At 40.7% G+C, this 18,804-nt stretch carries 14 protein-coding genes; 8 read left to right on the forward strand and 6 right to left on the reverse strand.

Annotation, left to right across the window (positions count from 1 at the left end; genetic code table 11):
- Positions 1–99: 99 nt before the first annotated feature.
- Both AC5FX4_RS19700 and AC5FX4_RS19705 read right to left on the reverse strand, forming a co-directional pair.
- On the reverse strand, positions 100–1,002 hold the full coding sequence (locus AC5FX4_RS19700; RefSeq protein ID WP_493608121.1) for a cation diffusion facilitator family transporter: 903 nt from the start codon (positions 1,000–1,002) through the stop codon (positions 100–102).
- A 152-nt stretch (positions 1,003–1,154) separates the two neighbouring features.
- Positions 1,155–1,637 carry a GAF domain-containing protein gene (locus AC5FX4_RS19705; RefSeq protein ID WP_493608122.1) on the reverse strand — a complete coding sequence of 161 codons (483 nt, stop codon included), beginning with the start codon at positions 1,635–1,637 and terminating at the stop codon, positions 1,155–1,157.
- Between the two features lie 70 nt (positions 1,638–1,707).
- Between AC5FX4_RS19705 and AC5FX4_RS19710 the strand changes: the two genes are divergently transcribed.
- From AC5FX4_RS19710 to AC5FX4_RS19735, 6 genes are all read left to right on the forward strand, one after another.
- Positions 1,708–6,555: an ATP-binding protein gene (locus AC5FX4_RS19710; RefSeq protein ID WP_493608123.1), complete on the forward strand. Its 4,848-nt coding sequence runs from the start codon at positions 1,708–1,710 to the stop codon at positions 6,553–6,555.
- A 41-nt stretch (positions 6,556–6,596) separates the two neighbouring features.
- Positions 6,597–7,814 (forward strand): EAL domain-containing protein, encoded by a 1,218-nt coding sequence (locus tag AC5FX4_RS19715; protein ID WP_493608124.1) that lies wholly within the window; start codon positions 6,597–6,599, stop codon positions 7,812–7,814.
- Positions 7,815–7,916: 102 nt separating this feature from the next.
- Complete coding sequence (locus AC5FX4_RS19720) at positions 7,917–9,155, forward strand: response regulator (protein WP_493608125.1); 1,239 nt, start codon at positions 7,917–7,919, stop codon at positions 9,153–9,155.
- 34 nt (positions 9,156–9,189) lie between these two features.
- Positions 9,190–11,856: an ATP-binding protein gene (locus tag AC5FX4_RS19725; RefSeq protein ID WP_493608126.1), complete on the forward strand. Its 2,667-nt coding sequence runs from the start codon at positions 9,190–9,192 to the stop codon at positions 11,854–11,856.
- On the forward strand, positions 11,849–12,193 hold the full coding sequence (locus AC5FX4_RS19730) for an Hpt domain-containing protein (RefSeq protein ID WP_493608127.1): 345 nt from the start codon (positions 11,849–11,851) through the stop codon (positions 12,191–12,193). The genes AC5FX4_RS19725 and AC5FX4_RS19730 overlap by 8 nt, the downstream gene beginning before the upstream one ends.
- Positions 12,194–12,427: 234 nt before the next feature.
- On the forward strand, positions 12,428–13,303 hold the full coding sequence (locus AC5FX4_RS19735; RefSeq protein ID WP_493608128.1) for an AraC family transcriptional regulator: 876 nt from the start codon (positions 12,428–12,430) through the stop codon (positions 13,301–13,303).
- A 91-nt stretch (positions 13,304–13,394) separates the two neighbouring features.
- Here AC5FX4_RS19735 and AC5FX4_RS19740 read toward each other — a convergent pair whose 3' ends face one another.
- Genes AC5FX4_RS19740 through AC5FX4_RS19750 form a run of 3 tightly spaced genes read right to left on the reverse strand, consistent with a single transcriptional unit; the run spans position 13,395 to position 16,684 of the window.
- Positions 13,395–14,666, reverse strand: coding sequence for a nuclease-related domain-containing protein (locus tag AC5FX4_RS19740; RefSeq protein WP_493608129.1), 1,272 nt, complete (start codon positions 14,664–14,666; stop codon positions 13,395–13,397).
- Between the two features lie 32 nt (positions 14,667–14,698).
- The gene (locus tag AC5FX4_RS19745) at positions 14,699–15,694 is read right to left on the reverse strand and encodes a WD40 repeat domain-containing protein (RefSeq protein ID WP_493608130.1); all 996 of its coding nucleotides are present in this window, start codon (positions 15,692–15,694) and stop codon (positions 14,699–14,701) included.
- A complete protein-coding gene (locus AC5FX4_RS19750; RefSeq protein ID WP_493608131.1) occupies positions 15,695–16,684 on the reverse strand; it encodes a WD40 repeat domain-containing protein in 990 nt (329 codons plus the stop codon).
- 250 nt (positions 16,685–16,934) lie between these two features.
- Between AC5FX4_RS19750 and AC5FX4_RS19755 the strand changes: the two genes are divergently transcribed.
- Positions 16,935–17,402 carry a DUF1842 domain-containing protein gene (locus AC5FX4_RS19755; RefSeq protein WP_493608132.1) on the forward strand — a complete coding sequence of 156 codons (468 nt, stop codon included), beginning with the start codon at positions 16,935–16,937 and terminating at the stop codon, positions 17,400–17,402.
- A 29-nt stretch (positions 17,403–17,431) separates the two neighbouring features.
- Here the strand turns inward: AC5FX4_RS19755 and AC5FX4_RS19760 are convergent, their stop codons facing one another.
- A complete protein-coding gene (locus AC5FX4_RS19760) occupies positions 17,432–18,295 on the reverse strand; it encodes a LysR substrate-binding domain-containing protein (protein ID WP_493608133.1) in 864 nt (287 codons plus the stop codon).
- Positions 18,296–18,433: 138 nt separating this feature from the next.
- Between AC5FX4_RS19760 and AC5FX4_RS19765 the strand changes: the two genes are divergently transcribed.
- Entirely contained in the window at positions 18,434–18,742 is a 309-nt protein-coding gene (locus tag AC5FX4_RS19765; protein ID WP_493608134.1) for a hypothetical protein, read from the forward strand.
- Positions 18,743–18,804 lie beyond the last annotated feature (62 nt).

Below are 18,804 nucleotides of genomic sequence, written 5' to 3' on the forward strand. Positions count from 1 at the left end.
TAGGAATTCCTACGTTTTCACCCTATTAAAGGTAAAAGAATAATTATCATTTGCCAACTATTAAGTAAATATTGTCGAACCGATATTGGAAACAGTTATTTATGCGTGCTCATGGTGTTCTGGACATTGGTGACTTTCAATTTGCAGAACACTCTGCTTCGCGTTAAACCTTTGACTCAATACGTTTTCTACTTGGGCACGACATGAAGCGTCATGTAACTCTTTCGTGCAATGATGTTTGAGTACGATATGAGCCCCAATTGCAAGCTCGCCATCCACTTGGCTCGCTGTGACATTATGAACACTTTCAACATGTTCAGTTGCAAGTATCGCTGTTTCAATATCGTTCACTTTTGGCAGTTTGTTATTTGTGAAAAACAACCCTGTAATGCAACTTTTTACCACTTTTATACCGGTAAATAATACAAATGCAGATATAAGAAGGCTTGAGATGATATCAATCACTTCCCAGCCAGTCGCATAGATCAATACTCCGGCAATAAAAGTCGAGACTGTGGACAGTAAATCAAAGAATGAATGTAAAAAAACCGCGTAAACATTGATACTGTCTTTGCGTCCCTTGTATAAAACCCACGTTGATAAACCATGAAACAAAAATCCTATTGCTGCTATAACAGACATTAGGTATGAATTGACGGCTAAGTGATGGCCCTCATGATGCTCAAGCATTCGTTCTGTTCCTTCAACGATGATGAGCACTGAAATTGCTAGGTATAGGACGCCATTGATCAACCCCCCCATGTATTCTGCTTTCTTGTAGCCATCACTAAAAGACTTAGCTAAATGGACAGCAACACTGGAGGCGATCACTGCGATAAACAAAGAGCTGTTATGAACAAATAAATGCCCTGCGTCAGCCAAAACCGCCAGAGAGTTGGCATAATATGCCCCTACTAACTGAATGACCATAAAAGAACATGTAATTGCTAAGGCGATTAATAGCCTGCGTCGAGAAGCGCGATGCGTTGTAATGTCAGTCATCTAATGATGGAAAACCTTAATATCGGAGGAGAAACCATAAATGGTAATGATATAAAGTCACAATTGTAGCGATTTTTGAGATTGAGCGCATCAAAAATTCGTTTTTAAATTCCTATTTGTTCTTTTAAAGTACGGTGTCTCCTGGTCTGCACTCAATGACAAAACTCTCTCATCACTTTATTTGCCACATCTTTAAGCATTTTTTCGTCATCATGACTAAATTCCCGAGGCTCAATATCAATTAAGCACAAGGTACCTAGTACTGCACCATTGGGATGTGCAAGCGGTGCGCCAGCATAAAAACGGATATAAGGCGGTCCAACGACCAGCGGGTTATCTTTAAATCTTGGATCAGCCGATGCGTCTGGTACAACAAAGACGCCGTCTCCCAATATTGCATGCCCACAAAACGAAATATCTCTGGACGTTTCACATGCATCAAGACCAACCTTTGATTTAAACCATTGGCGATCACTATCAACCAAACTAATCAATGCAACTGGCACGCAAAAAACATGGGCTACAAATTCGGTCAAGCTATCCAACTGAGGATCGGGATCACTATCCAGTATTCCTAACTGATTCAGTGTTTGTATACGAAAGGGCTCATTCTCAGGTAAACCTGGTTTTTTCATAGTGTCATAACATAGCAATTTGCAAACCTTGTTCTATATTAGTTTATTAAAGCTCACGCGTAATACTAAGATGCAAAAAAACCTCAAAAAATCGCTGTGCGTTGCACTACTATTCTTCTGCTTGTTCATGTTACATCAGCAGATTGAGCGTTATCGCAAAGCCACAAATTTGCAACAAGTTTTTGAGCAAATAAATCAAAGCAATCGCCAGTTTGCACTAATAAGTGAGTTTATATTTGCCCTTCAAAGGGAAAGAGGTAGTAGCGTTATTAGTTACACACAAGACTCACTTAATACCTTTGGCAAGGTATTACTATACACAAAAGAGACTGATACAAAGTTGGCTGCACTTGAAGCCATTTTAACATTGTCAGAAAATCAAAGTAGTCGTACTACCGATTCGAATCCACTTAGCACTCAAGTTAAAACATTGAGGCACCTCGTAGAAATTAAACAAATAACGAGCGAAGAAGCGTTCGAACGTTATAGCATTCTAATCGACTCCCAGTTAGAAGCGTTGTTAAAGATTCAAAACCAAGCAAAACACAGCTTCGCTTTAGATATGTCAAATTACCCAGATCAAGCCAACTATCATAATTTAATCAAAGCCACTGAATATGCGGGCCAGCTCAGAGCTAAAGTGGGCCTGTTACCAACCATGCCTTTAAATAAAAAAAGTTCTTTGATAGCCCAAATTTTAGATTTACACGCAACACTCGAACTTTTCTTAACCCAAACACCTTTTAGCGAGCAGACTGAACGATTGCTGCTAAAAGCGCAGTCATCGCAAGAGCGCGAGTCTATTTCAGACTTGATAAATACGATTGGCCAAGAAGGGAAATTGACACAAGACGTCCTCGAGTGGTGGCAGCAAAGCACACAATACATTGATAGGCTAATTTATGTTGCCCAAAACATAACCACCCAAGATACAGATTTAGCCAGAGATAAAGCAAACTCTTACGGCAACAAAGCGAGATTGTCTTTGGCCTTGGCAATTGCAATAACATTGCTGGCCAGCATACTAATGTTGATTTGCTGGCGTTTTTTGGGACCAGATAAGGCCACCTCTCGCGTTGTAATAAATTACGCTCAATTGGTCTTATTGCTATTATGCATTGCGTACATAATGCTAGAAGCCCGCTTATTTAGTCACCAAAAGTTAGAAAGACAACTGTACAATCAAACTGCTAATGAGCTTCAGAATAAAGCCGCGCACTCGCTTAAAAGTGTTTACAAAATATGGTATCAACCCATTTATAACCAATTATTAAGTGCTCAAGATGAACTTGCTCAATTCGATTTAGCAACGGTCAGCAATGATCTCAAGCTGAAAAGCTATCTTTCCCGCAATAATTTTTCGCTCTATGATATTGAAAATGAGCAATGGGTGTTCAATAGCCACAAGAAGTTAAGACTTGCTGAGCAACAGTTAGAGCAAGATTTTAACTTTCTATTGAAAGGTAAAATTCTTTCAACTTCGGTGCTCCATGAACAACAATTAGCCACTTATTTCGCTATCAGAATAAGTAATATAAGTGGCCAGCTCCCTTTTATACTGTGGGCATCGATTGAAGATTTAAGCGGTTTAAGAGCTGTGCTGAGAACGCCTTTTATATTTTCAGATTCAGCTATTTTATATTTTGATAAGCGGCACCTTGTTTCCAAACTGAATAATCACTCAACACCATGGTGGACACCACAGCAAATCCCTCAACTTCTTCCGCTCGTCACTTTAAGTGAATTACCACAGCAATATACTAACTTTATGAACAAACAGGTCATAGGTGCGCTCACTTGGGATACTGAGCTACAAATGGGCATTGCTGCCGAAAAAGAAGTGAAAACCGTATTATCAACCGTGGCACAAATTAATAAAGAAGCTGTGTTGCAATTAGTTTTACTACTCTTTCTATGCACTGCCATGTTGATCATTGCGCACAGAATTCAAGCAAACGCAATTGACAAACTACTCAAGTCGGAAGAGCAACTGGAAAAGGATAAAATACAGCTCAGCAATGCACAAAAAATTGCCAATATGGGCTCTTGGGAATGGGAGTTTGGCGCGCGATATGTCAATCTCTCAAATGAACTGGTCGATATGCTGAACCTAAAAGGCAATTCGAACAGTTATTCGTACCGCTATCTACTTAAACTCCTAAGCCACTCTAGTCGTCAAAAGCTATTCAAAGAGCTTAAAAAGCACCATACACTCAGTTCCATTACGCTTCAACTATCGACCCAAGGCCTTGAAAATTTAACCCATATTGGATTCGCAGCGAATTGGCAAATTACAGGCACAGACAACGCTAAAGAAAAGCGCAAAGTGCTCATCGGTATCATTAAAAACGTGACGATACTCGTGCGTGAACAAATGCAACAACAAAAACAGCAAGCAGCGCTAAACGCCGCGAGAGAAGCCGCTTTAGCAAAAATGGAAGAAGCGGACCAACAACGCAAAAAGCTGGAAGTCGCACTTAAAGAAAATAAAGAAACAGAACGTCTGTTACAAGAAACGCTAGATAGCATCCCTGCTTTTATTTTATTGCTTGATGCGCGAGCGACCATCAAGTTGGTTAACCAGTATTGGTTTAAAACTCAGCATACAAACCAAAGAAGTGGGGGATTATTTTTAAACACCTTCTTTTCTGTTGGCGACGACTGCGTTGATGCGATTAATTCACTTCCCCTTGCCAAAAAGCGCCCCCTTCTGGATGCGTTGAATGAAGCTAAATTTCAAGATCACTTTATAAAAGAAATAGAATGTGAATATGCGCTTGATGGTGAAACTTTGTGGTACGAGGTAATCGTAACCACAATAGAAACTCAAGGCAGTAAATCGATTATGCTGTATCAGCATAATATTACCCAGCGCAAACAAGATGCTTTCAATTTGGAACAGGCAAAAGCTAAAGCTGAACTCGCCAATGACGCTAAATCCAGGTTTTTAGCTACCATGAGCCATGAAATTAGAACGCCGATGAATGGTGTGGTAGGCATGCTTGACCTCCTACACCAAAGCGCGCTAAACCAGGAACAAACTCACCTTACGTCAGTCGCAAAAAACTCAGCACTTATGTTACTGCGTATCATCAACGATATTTTAGATTTCTCAAAAATCGAAGCTGGCAAGATGGTAATAGATTTTGTGCCGTTTAATTGGCGAAACGTTGTTAAGGAAATTGCCGAATTACTCTCGCATCAAGTCAAAGACAAGAAAATACAACTGTATTTTTTATTCGATCCCAAACTTGGATATTGGAATGAAGGCGACCCGATCAGGGTTCGCCAAGTTCTACTAAATTTGATCGGTAACGCCATCAAATTCACAAAAACAACCTCTAGTAAAATTGGACTCGTTGAAATTTCAATACTCGAATCCCCTTCAAAACCTGGCACACTAGAGATCACTGTAAAAGACAATGGTAAGGGAATGTCAGATGAACAGCAAAAGTCGCTATTTAAACCTTTTACCCAAGCCGATAGCAGCATTCAAAGGCAGTTTGGTGGTACGGGTCTAGGTCTATCGATTACGCAGAAACTCACCAGTTTAATGCATGGTTCAATTACCTGTGCGAGCCGAATTAATGAAGGCAGTCAATTCACCGTGTCTTTGCCCTATCAATCACACCCTTCCATCGTGAGTGATGATATTGAAATTCACTTTGACGATATTTCTGTGTTCATATTTGGCGATGACGATCTGTTTGAAAATGATTTAAAGGATAACTTGAATGCGCACGGCGCAAACTGTGAAATAATTAATTGGGCGAACATCAACAACAGCAAAATTAACGCACTCAATGCAGACTATATAGTGATAACTCAAGAACGTTATCAACAAATTGTCACTTCTGACTATCAATTTAAGCCTGAGAACAACAAAACAATTTATATCATACTGGTGAGTGACAACTTTAATACGCCTTTACCAACAGGAGAGTTTTTCGAACCCATTTATTACAATCCATACTACAGCTTTAAAATTATCGAGCATATTGCCATTCGAGAGGACTTAATAAGCCCGGATCTAACGCTAGAGCAAATCTCACATACAACACAATTAGAACTGCCAAGTATTGAGCAAGCACAGCAATCTAATCAACTTATCTTGGTTGTTGAAGATAATGCGTATAACCAAGAAGTGTTCAGACGACAGCTTAGCCTACTTGGCTACCAATGCATGATAGCTGAACATGGTGAGATGGCGCTCGAGTTTTTAGACACTCACAAATTCGCATTGATCATTACTGACTGCCATATGCCCGTCATGGACGGATATACCTTCACCAAACAATATAGACAAATTGAAATTCAAAATAATATATCACCACGACTGCCAATTATTGCCGCCACAGCTAATGCGCTTAGCGGCGAGCGTGGCAAGTGTTTAGAGCATGGCATGGACGATTATATTGCCAAACCAATCGAGTTAGTGCGCTTGAAAGAAATTATACTCAAATGGATGCCCGCCAGTGCTGAATCTTCCAAGGCTAAACAGCTAGCACCAAACAACAACGCATTAAACGACTCAAAAAAAGAAGAGGCAAGTATGAACAACAATACGCTCTCGAACAATTTAATAGACATCGCTCTGCTGGCCTCATATGTTGGCGATGATAAGCAAATTCAAAGTATATTCTTAGATAGTTTTGTTTCAGACTCAACGCCGTTAGTTCAAAATTTAGTACAGCAGGAAAAAGAAGTGTCTCAAATACAAAGCATTGCACACCAATTAAAGTCGTCCTCAAAAGCCATAGGCGCGGTCACGCTTTCAGACCAATACCACGAGCTAGAAATAGCCGCCAAAGAAAAAGACCTTGATAAAATTGACTCGCTAATAACAACCTGCAATGCGCAATTTGATGAGCTATGCTTGCAAATAGCTTCTATACTAAAACAACGTGACTTGCATTAGTGCAAAACGAAGTGACAAACAACGCGATATAAGGTCACCTAATGGATGTGCAAAACTCATTTAAAGTTGTAGCGATCGATGACAATGCTTTAATTTTAACTCAATTAAAGCTGCTTTTAGGTCAATCATATAAAGTGGATTTCTTTGGTTTCACTAACGGTCCCGACGCGCTACAACAAATAAAAAGCCAGCACACAGATGTCATTTTTCTTGATCTCAACATGCCTGAAATGGATGGCATTGAAGTACTCAGGCATTTGGCTGAGCTAAACAGCACGGCAGCTATTGTTCTGTTAAGTGGTGAAGACAACACCATCATAAAGATGGCAAAAAATCTCGCTCAATTGAGATCTCTCAATGTAATAACAGGGATCGACAAACCGATTACCGTGTCACAAATCAATCAACTCATGCAATCTCTGTTGCAAAGAACACACACAAGCAAAGTATTACCCAATGAGCGCACCTTCACCGTCGACGAACTTACTATTGCTGTTAAAGGCAAGCAAATGGTACTGCACTTGCAGCCAAAGCTCTCTTTACCCGATGAAGAAATTGTGGGGGCTGAGTTTTTGGTTCGGTGGAATCACCCTGATTATGGGGTTTTATCACCTTATTACTTTATTGACCTTGTAGAGCATGACGATTTAGTCCATGACTTTTCAATACTTGTTGTCAACGAAGCCTTCGCATTTATAGAGGCACATTTTGATGCACTGCAGACGCTCACATTTAACATCAACCTTAGTGTTAAGAACTTGGAAGATTTGCAGCTACCAGAGCGACTAGCTGACCTAGCGGCGAGCTATAACGTGCCCACAAAAATGATCACGTTTGAAGTCACTGAAAGTCTGCTTATTGAAAACTTAGCTGCGTCGCTAGATGTGTTGTTAAGGTTACGTCTCAAAGGGTTTTCTCTCTCAATTGATGACTTTGGTACTGGTTATTCTTCAATTAAACAGTTAAATCAAATCCCGTTTTGCGAATTAAAATTGGATAGATGTTTTATTCATGGCTGTGCTTTAGACAAAGACAAACAGGCTATTATTGAAGCGACGGTTGCGCTTGCGCACAAATTGAATTTAAAAATAGTTGCCGAAGGAATAGAAGAGCAACAAGATTTAAATTGGATTAACCAATTCTCGATTGATTACGGCCAAGGCTACCTGTTCGCACTACCACTGGAGAAAATTAACTTTCTTAAGGTGTTAGATGAAAAAAAGCATTACAAAAAAAGAGCGAGTAATAACCACTTTTAGTAATAAAAATTATCTACATATTCACAACTATACTAGAGTTAAAGCAGGCCTTAGAAATTGAGATGTTTGCCTGTCTCACCTCATGAAACTAGGAAGTAACACATGACTCGTAAAGAAGTAGAACACGTAGAAAGACATCCAAAAGTCGTTTTACTTTGTGATGATGTTGAAGAACTCGTTGGCGTAACAGATGTTATCTCTTCACAAATCTCAGCGTTTAGAACGCTGCAAGATATTGACACTATGCAGGAAGTGTTGATTGAAGCGACTCCGTTAGTCATCATCATTGCTATGTCGAGTGTCAGTAAAAGCGTAGAGTTATACAGTAAACTCGCCAAAATGGGGGTATTGGATTATCCACATGAAAATATTTTGCTCTGTGAAAACCGAGAATCAGGGATTGGTTTTAGATGTTGCATGAAAAACATTTTTAGAGATTACTTTATCTACAAACCCATGTATGAAAATTATCGTTTGCGAATGATTCTGCACAATGCGCTGATGAGGAGCACAGAAGCAAACGATATAACAAATATCAGAGAAGAACATTTTGGTCGAATTGACGAAAACTTAAAACAACTCATTGACGATGCAGCGCAATATCATGATTCAGCTGAGCAAACACTAAAAGATGCGAGAGATGATCTGGATAGAGCACAAGGTGTTAACGAGGTTCAAACAGCGCTTATCCAAGAACTAAAACGCCAACATATTACGCCTCTCCTAGATAAACTTGAAACACAATTAGCTGATAGCGTAACAGAACTTACGAATCGCCTAAAGAACAAACAACTCTCTCTCGCTCAGTTGTCAGCGCTGTTAACTGAAAAGTCCTTGCCTGATACGAGTCAGAAAGCGTCTCAGCTAAAAGAAGGCAATAACCTAGGCAAACGAAATCATTTAACTGACAACGACAAATACCTTGATTTGCCCTCAGATAGCCTTGAACATCACCAAGAAAAACGTTTGCAAAACTCTAAAATAATGGTGGTAGAAGATAATGAAATCTATCGTGAGATGATCAGTAAAATTCTCAGAGATGAAGGCCATCATGTAGAAAGTGTAGGAAGTGGCATAACCGCCATAAAAATGCTTAGAAAGCAAAAATATGACCTTATTTTTATGGACTTGTTTATGCCCGATTTGGATGGCTATAACACGACCAAGAACATTCGTAATATACCCAACTGTAAATCCATACCAATCATTGCATTAACTAGCAATAAAAACAAAGACTTGATAAGAAAGTGGGCATCTTTGGGGTTAGCAGCGTACATTGCAAAACCGTCAACCAAGCAATCGATATTGAAGGCGGTCGAAAAATGTCACTCCACCCACTAGAAATAGCTTTTAGGTTACACTTCTAGGAATAACTATGGACCTAGCGCAATGTAATACACCGGCCCTACTCATCTGTGAAGATATGAGAATAGTTTCGTATAACAAAGCACTAGAAAAGCTATTACCGTGCATCAAAGAAAACACGAAACGGTGTAAACTTGAAGACTATATCAGCTACCCTGACCCGCTGGATCATAATTTGTTATGCGCATTTGAACATAAGTCACTTAAGTTAACGACTGAGGATTTCTGCTTTAAAGCGCTAGTGCTCCCTTACAACGAAAAACGACATTTGCTTTTGATCACCCACAGTCAGCTTAGGCTCGATGCTAAGCAAAAACAATTGGAAGGCGAATGGACATTTGATCTACAGAGCAAAACCTTCCATTTATCAAAATCATGCCAACAATTACTTGATATACACAGCCAAGACAACGCCTCTCTCAACATGTTTGTGCAGCTATTTCATAAAGATGACCGAACAAAGCTCATAGCTGCACTTAGTCAAAGCGGTAATTACCACGTTCCATATGACTTAGACCTTCGATGCATGAGCAATAAAGCTGTACCCTGCCTGACTTTAAAGTGTACCGAAGTATCTAAAGAGTATACTGGGCGACTGCTCAAGGGCACCTTATACCCACATGTGTCCGATACAATTGCGACGTGTAAAATTTATGAAGTCAATGAAAGCAGAAAACGCGCACTTGAAGGTGGCAGGATAGGCACATGGAGTATTTACCTTGTTTCGGGTCGGTGGCAATTTAGATGGGACGAGCTAACCTGCAAGTTACTCGGGCTATCAATCGAGAATAATGCCCAAGACTTGGAAACCCTCATCGCCCATATTCATCAAGCTGACGCCCAGACAGTTAAATCAGCCATTGAACACTCGCTTGCAACCGGAGACTGTTTTGAAAAAGAATTTCGCTTCAAAATGCAAGATGACAGCCTGCTTTATATCTACGCCAAGGGCATCGTTAGTAAGGGCGATGACAACCAATCCATTCGCATGGATGGTGTAATTATTGACCACTCTTCAGTTTACGCAGCCCGCACTAGATTAGAAGAATCAAACTTACTACTAGAAGCCAAGGTTAAGTCCAGAACTGAAGAGCTGGATCAAGCTGTTAAACAAGCTGAAATGGCCAGTCAATCTAAGTCTGAATTTCTCTCTATGATGAGCCATGAGCTAAGAACACCCATGAATGCCATAATCGGTGCCCTTGATTTACTCGCGCACCAAGATGACAACAGCATAGAGGAACAAGAACTTCTCGATACGGCTGCCGTGGCAGCCAACAACCTCGTTTCAATTCTTAACGATATTCTAGATATCAACAAAATTGAAGCAGGCAAGCTCGAACTAGATTGTTTTGATTTTGACGTATCAAAAATGCTCAATAACATTGCCGTTATTTTTGGCCCTGTGGCGCAACAAAAAAGCGTATTGTTGGAGTTAAAGGAAAGCAGTGATATACCTTCGCAGGTTAATGGCGATGAAAACCGGATTAGGCAAATCATCTTCAACTTGGTGAGTAATGCAATTAAATTTAGTGGTAATAATCCTAGTATCACTGGTCATGTAGCCATCAATGCCAATTGTATAAAAGTGAATAACCTCGTCAGTAAGCTGACCGTGACCGTCTCCGACAACGGTATAGGTATTGATAAAGAGACGCTCAAAAAGTTGTTTACCCCTTTCACACAAGCCGACAAAAGCACAACAAGACGCTTTGGAGGGACAGGACTGGGGCTTGCAATATGCGGCAGGCTCGTTGAGCTTATGGGTGGAGAAATAGTCGTTAATAGTGAGCCTGATGTGGGTAGCGAGTTTGTCGTGAGTGTGCCAATTTGGAACTTCAAAACAAGGGACAGGCAGTCAGTTTTTCCTAAAGCAAAGCTATTTTACAATATCGAAAGTCAAGATAAGCTCAAGTGGTTAACCAACAAGCTATCATTTTTCATTGAAACAATTGACACAGAATCACTCTCCAATTTATCAAAATGTGATCCGAACGAACTCAATATTGCGCTCATTACCCGAAAGCAAGACATTCCATCTCTAGCAATAGATAAACTCAATGACACTGTACGGCTACTCACCTTTTCTCAAGGGACTGTGCTGCTTGAACTTAAAGACCAAGTTTCAGAAACTTGCGTGCTAGATATAGACACTCTCACTTTCTATTCATTACATAAATCTCTATCGAGATTAAAGCGGCAACCTCTTCATCGAGAGCCTGCATTGCAAGAGAGTGACTTTTCAATCGATTTAGATAATTGCAGTTCATTACGTGACGACTTTAGCAAGTCAGAAGAACAAGCCCCCCTACTTCTTGTAGAAGATAATCCTTTCAATCAAAAACTGATGATAAAACAGTTATCTCGTTTGGGGTATCAATGTGATTTAGCATCAGATGGCCTTGAAGGTTTTAAAAAATGGCAAAAAGGCGACTATGCCCTTGTCCTGACCGATTGCCACATGCCAGGTATGGACGGTTTTGAACTCACTAAACAGATCCGCTCTGATGAGGCGAAGAAGAATAAGCCCCAAATTCCTATTATTGCCGTCACGGGTGCAGCAATGAAAGGCGACCAAGAGCATTGCTTGTCTATCGGTATGAGCGACTTTATCAGTAAGCCTGTCACGCTAGAGAAGTTTAAAAATACAATCGGGAAATGGTATGAACATGACTGATTACGAACAGCTACTCATTTTAAACGAGCAAACTATCTTTGAACTATTGGGGGATGACCAAGACGATATCGCGCATTTTCGTCAACAGTTTCTTCTGCAAGCCAAAGATTGTTTGCAAAAAATTGCTCGGTTCTATCAACACAATGCTTTTGCCGAGCTAAAAGATGAGGCGCACTTTTTGAAAACATCCGCTAAAGCAATCGGTGCAGACAGGTGTGCTCATTGCCTGCAGCAGCTTGAACACTTTGCTCTCAAGTCGAATAAGGCTGAGTGCAAAGTCTGTATCCAACTGCTCAGTAACGAAGTAAAAAGCGTGTTTAAAGCGTGTCACTCTTAAATCAATCAAATACTGAAGAACAAAAACAGGTTGAATTTTAAATAAGCAATAAAGTACTCATGTGCTGTATGCCTCAATCGCACTCATTCAAACTTAGCAAACATTATCAATTTAGGTTGCGTTAATCTTTATTTCGTCGCCACAGCAAATAAACGTACAATCTTACTCGTTTCATTGCTTTGCATGTAACCTAACCCAAACAGTAAATACTGACGAATAAATAAGGAAGTCACGATGGCACATAAAAGCCAAACTGAGCACAACTACAAACAACGATTGCTGCGTGTGATCGACTATGTATATGAAAATATTGACATGGATTTAGATGTGAACACGTTGGCTGACCTTGCCCATATGTCTGCCTATCACTTTCATCGTATTTATAGGGAGTTTACAAGCGAAACAATCAACGTCACCGTTAGAAGAATGCGTTTGTTCAAAGCTGCGACATTGCTACTGCACAGCCAAATGAGCCAAGCCGAAATTGCGGCAAAAGTGAACTATGCAAGCGTTGAAGCATTTAACCGCGCTTTTACCAAGCATTACGGCGAGACACCGAATACGTATCGCCAAACACGCACCGCCATCACGCTTGAGAAGTCTGTGTTTTATCCTACTAAGTCAAAGGAATATACTCACATGTACAACGTTGAACAAATTGAAAATGATGAATTAACCCTAATAGCCCTCCCTCACCAAGGTGACTACATGCAAATTGGACAGGCATTTGAAAAGCTATACATGCTTGCTGGTAGTGCCGGACTGATCAATGAGCAAACTCGATCTTTTGGTATTTATTACGACGATCCTAAAACCGTAAAAACGGAAGAGCTAAGAGCAATGGCTTGCATGAGTGTTGCAAATAACCATATCGAGCTGCCCGATCCTCAGTTACAACGACTTACTTTACCTAAGGGTAAAATGTTTAGTTTGCTATTCAAAGGAGATTACACCGAGTTAGACAAACCATATGATTGGTTATTTGGTCAGTGGTTACCAAATAGCAACGCGGAACTTGCCGACTTTCCACCTTTTGAAGAATATTTAAATGACGTACGAGAAACGCCACCTTCTGAGTTATTAACTAGAATTAACTGTTTGATTAAATAGTATTTTTAGTTGAATAATGATACTTAGTTACAACTTTAGATTACCAGCATAGGTAGTCTAAAGTTGTGCATTACTAATACTTTTCGATCCGCTAGATACGCAGTGCGTTCTTAACATTAAACTTTTGCCAAAATGACATGTCACTTCGATACTGCGTGGCTAACTTTTTGATCTCAGATAGCTGCACATTATCAAAGCATACCGAGTCCTCTCTCATGATTCTTTTTGGCAGCAAGTGATATTCACAAACTTCATACGGTACATTCGTTTTAAATACGCAGTCTTCGGGGAATACAATCAAGCCATGAACGTGGCTTTTTAAATCCAGCAATTCTTTTACTTGATCCACTTTGGCCTGCAACATTTCAATGGGGTTGTCGAAGTAATAACGTTCGTTATCCACTCTATGCGTCCACGTATCTGAATGTTGATCAACCCAGATAGTACCGGTTTCCGTTTGGCGCTGTATAACAAACACACCATATTTTGAAATGATGAGGTTATCTACTGACAGTTGGCTTTGCGTTGTATCAAAACGCATCTTTCCAACAATAAAATATCGGTTATTTGATAGTGTCTGAGTCAGATAACGGTGTAAAAAAAACGACCCAAACAACCGCTTAAATACCACCAAAATAAATGGCCAAAATGTGATGAGCACAATGATCACGCCACCAACAAGCAAAATGAACCACACATAGTGACCAATGTACAACCACAATGGCGCTAAGCCGCTCTGTTGTTGATTCAGTGTTGTATCATCGAACTTTGCTTTTATCACGCTATTTTCAGCTGGAACGGAAGCTACGATTGGCTGCGCCGGTTGCTTTTTCACGACAGCTATTTGTGCAACTTGTTCCGAGTCCCATTGCTGCTCAAAAGCCTCTTTCTTTTCTGATTGTTCCTCATCACAAAACACCCTATCCTGCACAATTTTATGCGCTTTCGCGCAGCGTGCTGATGGTTGATAAAAGTGTAACCACGCTTTTTGCTTCGCATCATTTTGATAACTGACTTGAACAGGTTTAAGTTCAGCCGCTGCAACTTGCATAATTGGCTTGTTTACCACTTCTTTTACTGGATTTTGCATGTGTGGCTGATCATATCCATAGTCACTACAAAACACTCTTAAGCGCTCTTCCAAGCGCTGCAAGCGGTTCAATGCACTTGCGTCTCGTGTGTTGCCATTGAGTTTTCGTTTGATTCCCTGGGCTTCATTATGAAATCTCGAACAGTGCTTTTCATTTATGCTGCCAAACGCAATTGCGTTTTGCGAAGTGAGCAGCAACGTAAACGAAAACACACTGAGTAGATATTTCTCTAACCACATTAGATTTTGGCAAAGCGTCAAATTATAAGTCATTCTAAGTATTTTAATTTTTTGAATTATGTGTTCTAAATATTCGAAAGTATTGAGTCTAAACGCCAAGTTTCTAGTATACCTTCACTGCTAAGCGTATAGAGTTGTCCATCAAAAATCACCATATCAAGCAACGTCGTCCCAAGACTATGTGTGTCAATATGCCAAGTTCTTTGCTCTTTTCCGGATATTCTGTTCCACAAGCTAAGTTCCGACTTGGACGATGAGGTCACGATAAAGGGCTGCAACGGCACAAATAGCGCTCTTCGAAACCATCTAAAACGTGCCACATAGTCCAACTGTGCTACCACATCTCCACTATCCACATCGAGTATCTGTTGGGTTTTTAGACCATCCGACACAAAAGCCTGATTGAGCGCTTCAGAAATTGCGAGCGTACTAATCCGCGAGCTATACACTTTTTCGAAGTGCATATCCCCCGTTTGTGCATGCCACCCTTTTACCGAACCATCATGAGAAGCACTGATAACACGCTCATTGTGTGCTAAAAATTCAATCCCAATTACGTTACTCGTATGAGGCATAAATTGTTTAATTTTTCCTGTTGTACGATTAAACAAAGAAATAGATCCATCGGTAAATCCTATTCCTACCAACTGTCCATTTTTTGCAAGTGATAAAGATGACACGCGTGCTAATGCATCGGCCCCATCAGCATTAATCGTGTCTACCAAAACGCCATCTGAGAGTCGCCAAAACTGCAATACATTATCACCCGCAACGAGCAGGAGCTCTTGCTCCACGTCAAGTTTTACGGCGCGAATGTTCTTGGGGAGCTGCGACTCACTCAAACTGAATGTTACTTGCTTGTCTTGGGTGCGCCAAATCGCTAGGTTTGGCCCTTCAACCAGCAGCATCACATAGTTTGCATCTGCTGATATTTGTCCCGTTAGTACGAGAGAATCGCTAAATTGATGTAAGCTATGTGCCGTCACTTGACTCGGTTCGCTACAACCAAATAATAGGCTCACAACACTAGAAAGTAGCAAAAACTTCAATTTAGCAAACATTTACAAAGCCTTAAGAGCGTTTAAGTCCCAACTTTGCAGCATGCCATCACTACTGAGCGTGTATAAAGTCCCTGTCGTTGTTGCGTGCATTGCTAGAATAGTCGCGCCATCTCGCACCGTACTAATTGTCCAAGTACCTATTTCATCGCCGGTTTCAGTATGCCACAGTGATAAATGTGATTTTGACGAAGACGTTGCCAACAAAGGCTGAGTCGGCACAAATAGAGACTTCCTAAACACTTTAAATCTCGCAGCGTAATTTAATTTGATAATCTCTGTGCCACCCACAAGTGCCTTAATGTGCTGAGCATTAAGGCCATCAGACACAAAGAAACGCGAAAAGCTACGATCAGTCGCTAGGCTCGTTATACGATGCGCAAATTCTTGCTCAAACACGGCCTTCGGTGATCCAAACCGCCATAGCGCAACTTTACCATCTTGTGCACCCGTTAAAAAAAGCTCTCCCTGATTGTCAAAGGCTAAAAAATCAATGGGTCTTGAATGAGGCTTAAAACGGTTATTTAAGCGGGTATTTAAGTCAGCCATGTTGACCGAGCCGTCATTCATAGCAATCAATGCACGATCATTATTTGCTGAAATCGCGATTCTGCTGATTGTCGCCATCGGATCAACACCCGCAAATTGCACTTTATGAATAAATGCCTTGCCCGCAACTGACCAAACGCCAAGTGTGTCGTAGTTGGCCACCAGTAAAAGGGAATTATCGTCTGACAGCAGCGCATGACGAACTGGTTTTATGAGTTCTTTTTCTGGAATACGGTACTCAAGCTGCTTAGAAGCCGTTCGCCATAATGTGACCTGCTCTGAGCTATCCACTGTCAAGGCTAATCTACCATCGTCAGAAATTTGACCAATAATGAGTTGCTCAGTTCCAAACTGATGCACCACTTCACTAGGCAACTTGGTGTCTTGAACACATCCCGACAAAAGCAATAAAAACAATAATGTAAAACTTACTAGCCTACGCATTTTACGCCCCACTTACTTCATCACAGCGACTTCACTATGCACAGTCACATCTACCACATACGCTAGTTCAGCAATCATAATGCCAAATTTATTTACACACATAATATCATTAACCAAAGGTAAATTGTGCAAGGTGTAATGACGTGTAATTTACAACAAAACCCAACCTGTATAAATTTTAACCACACCACTTTTACTGGAACTCGTCTAGTAAAAAGTATGGTCTAAAACGACAACAAAGGAACACCCCATGACTGCTCTCATTGAAGAAAACGCTGGACTATTTCCTGTTACATATATTATCGCGTCAAAAGAAACCAACAAAAAACACGCTACTTTAACCTTACAACTATTTATAGACACACAGAACAACGAACTCACAGGCCTCGGGCAAATCCAAGTAGACAATGGGCCTAAACAAAGTATTGCTTCATCAATTAAAGGTGATTGGCACCCTATAACTCAACAATCTAAACGCTCAATTTTAATTGTTGCAGACGGCTATTGCGCATCAAATGTCTTGTTTAATGGTGCATCAAAAGAATACAAAAACATTAAATTACGTATTCTACTTGGTCCTGATTGGCTGCAAGGAGAAGGCGTGCTTGAATACAAAACCGAAGCTGGTTGGCATACACTCGGCACAGTTCAAGCGCAACTCGACAACAGAACCCTAATGGAAAAAGTTGACACGCTTCACTCGCTAACGTGCTCATAAGAAAAACTAACAACAGCCATATTAATGCATTATTGATATGGCTGCTCAAATTGACGCTCTAACCAACTTTTAAATACCCGCACTTTTGGCCAAGAAAAATGCTTTTGAGGCCCAACCAAAAAGTACTGATAGTCGCATTGCAATTCGAAATCGGGCCATATCTGTAACTGTGCTAACGACAGTTGTTGCTCAATCAAACGCCGCCTCACCATACCAATTCCCTGACCCGCTAACACAGCTTGCACCACCAACGCAGCGTTATCTATCTCCAAGAAATGAGGCACCTGCTCATTCTTAACCTGATGTTTTTCAAGTATAACTTGCCATGCACGCTCAGCATCAGGACAGATGTCCATAATCAAATTATTAGTCAGCAATTGTGGGCCGAGCGGCAGCTTGGGGTCAAGTAACCCGCTTTTGTACACCAATAGCATTTGGTCATCACCCAATAACTCGCTGTGTAATTGAGCGTACTCCCCTTTGCCAAACCGAACCCCAAGATCAGTTTCGCCTATCTCAAAATTTGCATGCGAATCACTGGGGTCGATACGCAACTTTATTTCAGGGTGTGCCTTTTGAAATTCACTGAGCCTCGGCAACAGCCAACAGGCTGCAAAAGAGGGAAGCACTGACAAGTTCAGGGTATTTGGGTAGGGGTCTTTAGCCAGCTTTTGGACGCCATCCTCAATCTTGGCAAATGCCTGATTTAAATAGGGTAACAACTGCTCGCCTTGACTCGTTAACGTCACCTGACGAGTTTGTCGCGCAAATAACTGGCACTCTAAGTGTTCTTCCAAAGCTCGGATCTGCTGACTTATTGCAGCTTGTGTTACAAATAGCTGCTCAGCTGCGAGCTTAAAACTACCAAGGTTAGCTGCACACCTAAAATACATTAAGCTTTTTAGTGAAGGTAAATTCATCCCAAACAAACAATTAAGAAAAACTTAACTATAGAAAACTTTTTATCGTTTGTCTGCACCAATGCGAATGACGATACTCATTACACACCAACAGACAAATGAGATAGCACCATGAAAACACTAATTGCCGTACTTTTATTACTCGCAACTTCAATCAATGTCTACGCTAAATCTTTAAATGAGGAACGTATCAATACCACCGAAGGCTACCCATATAAACATGTGATCTTAAAGGCTGACCGTGTTGAACTTAAGTATAGTGACGATGGCCGTTCCGTAGAGTGCCAAGTCATCGTCTCTAAAGATGGTGAAAATCACGAAGGACAACGCCAATTTGTGAGTAGCAAGAAATTTAACAAAGAGCCAATGGCGGCCTGTTTAACTCGCTCAGTCGCGAAACGATTGCTCGCCACACTTTAGCATGTATCCCCAGTAAATTGGCCTTTGCCAGCGCATTATCGAATTTGCACAGGCCAATTTTA

Source organism: Pseudoalteromonas sp. ATL1 (assembly GCF_058933015.1).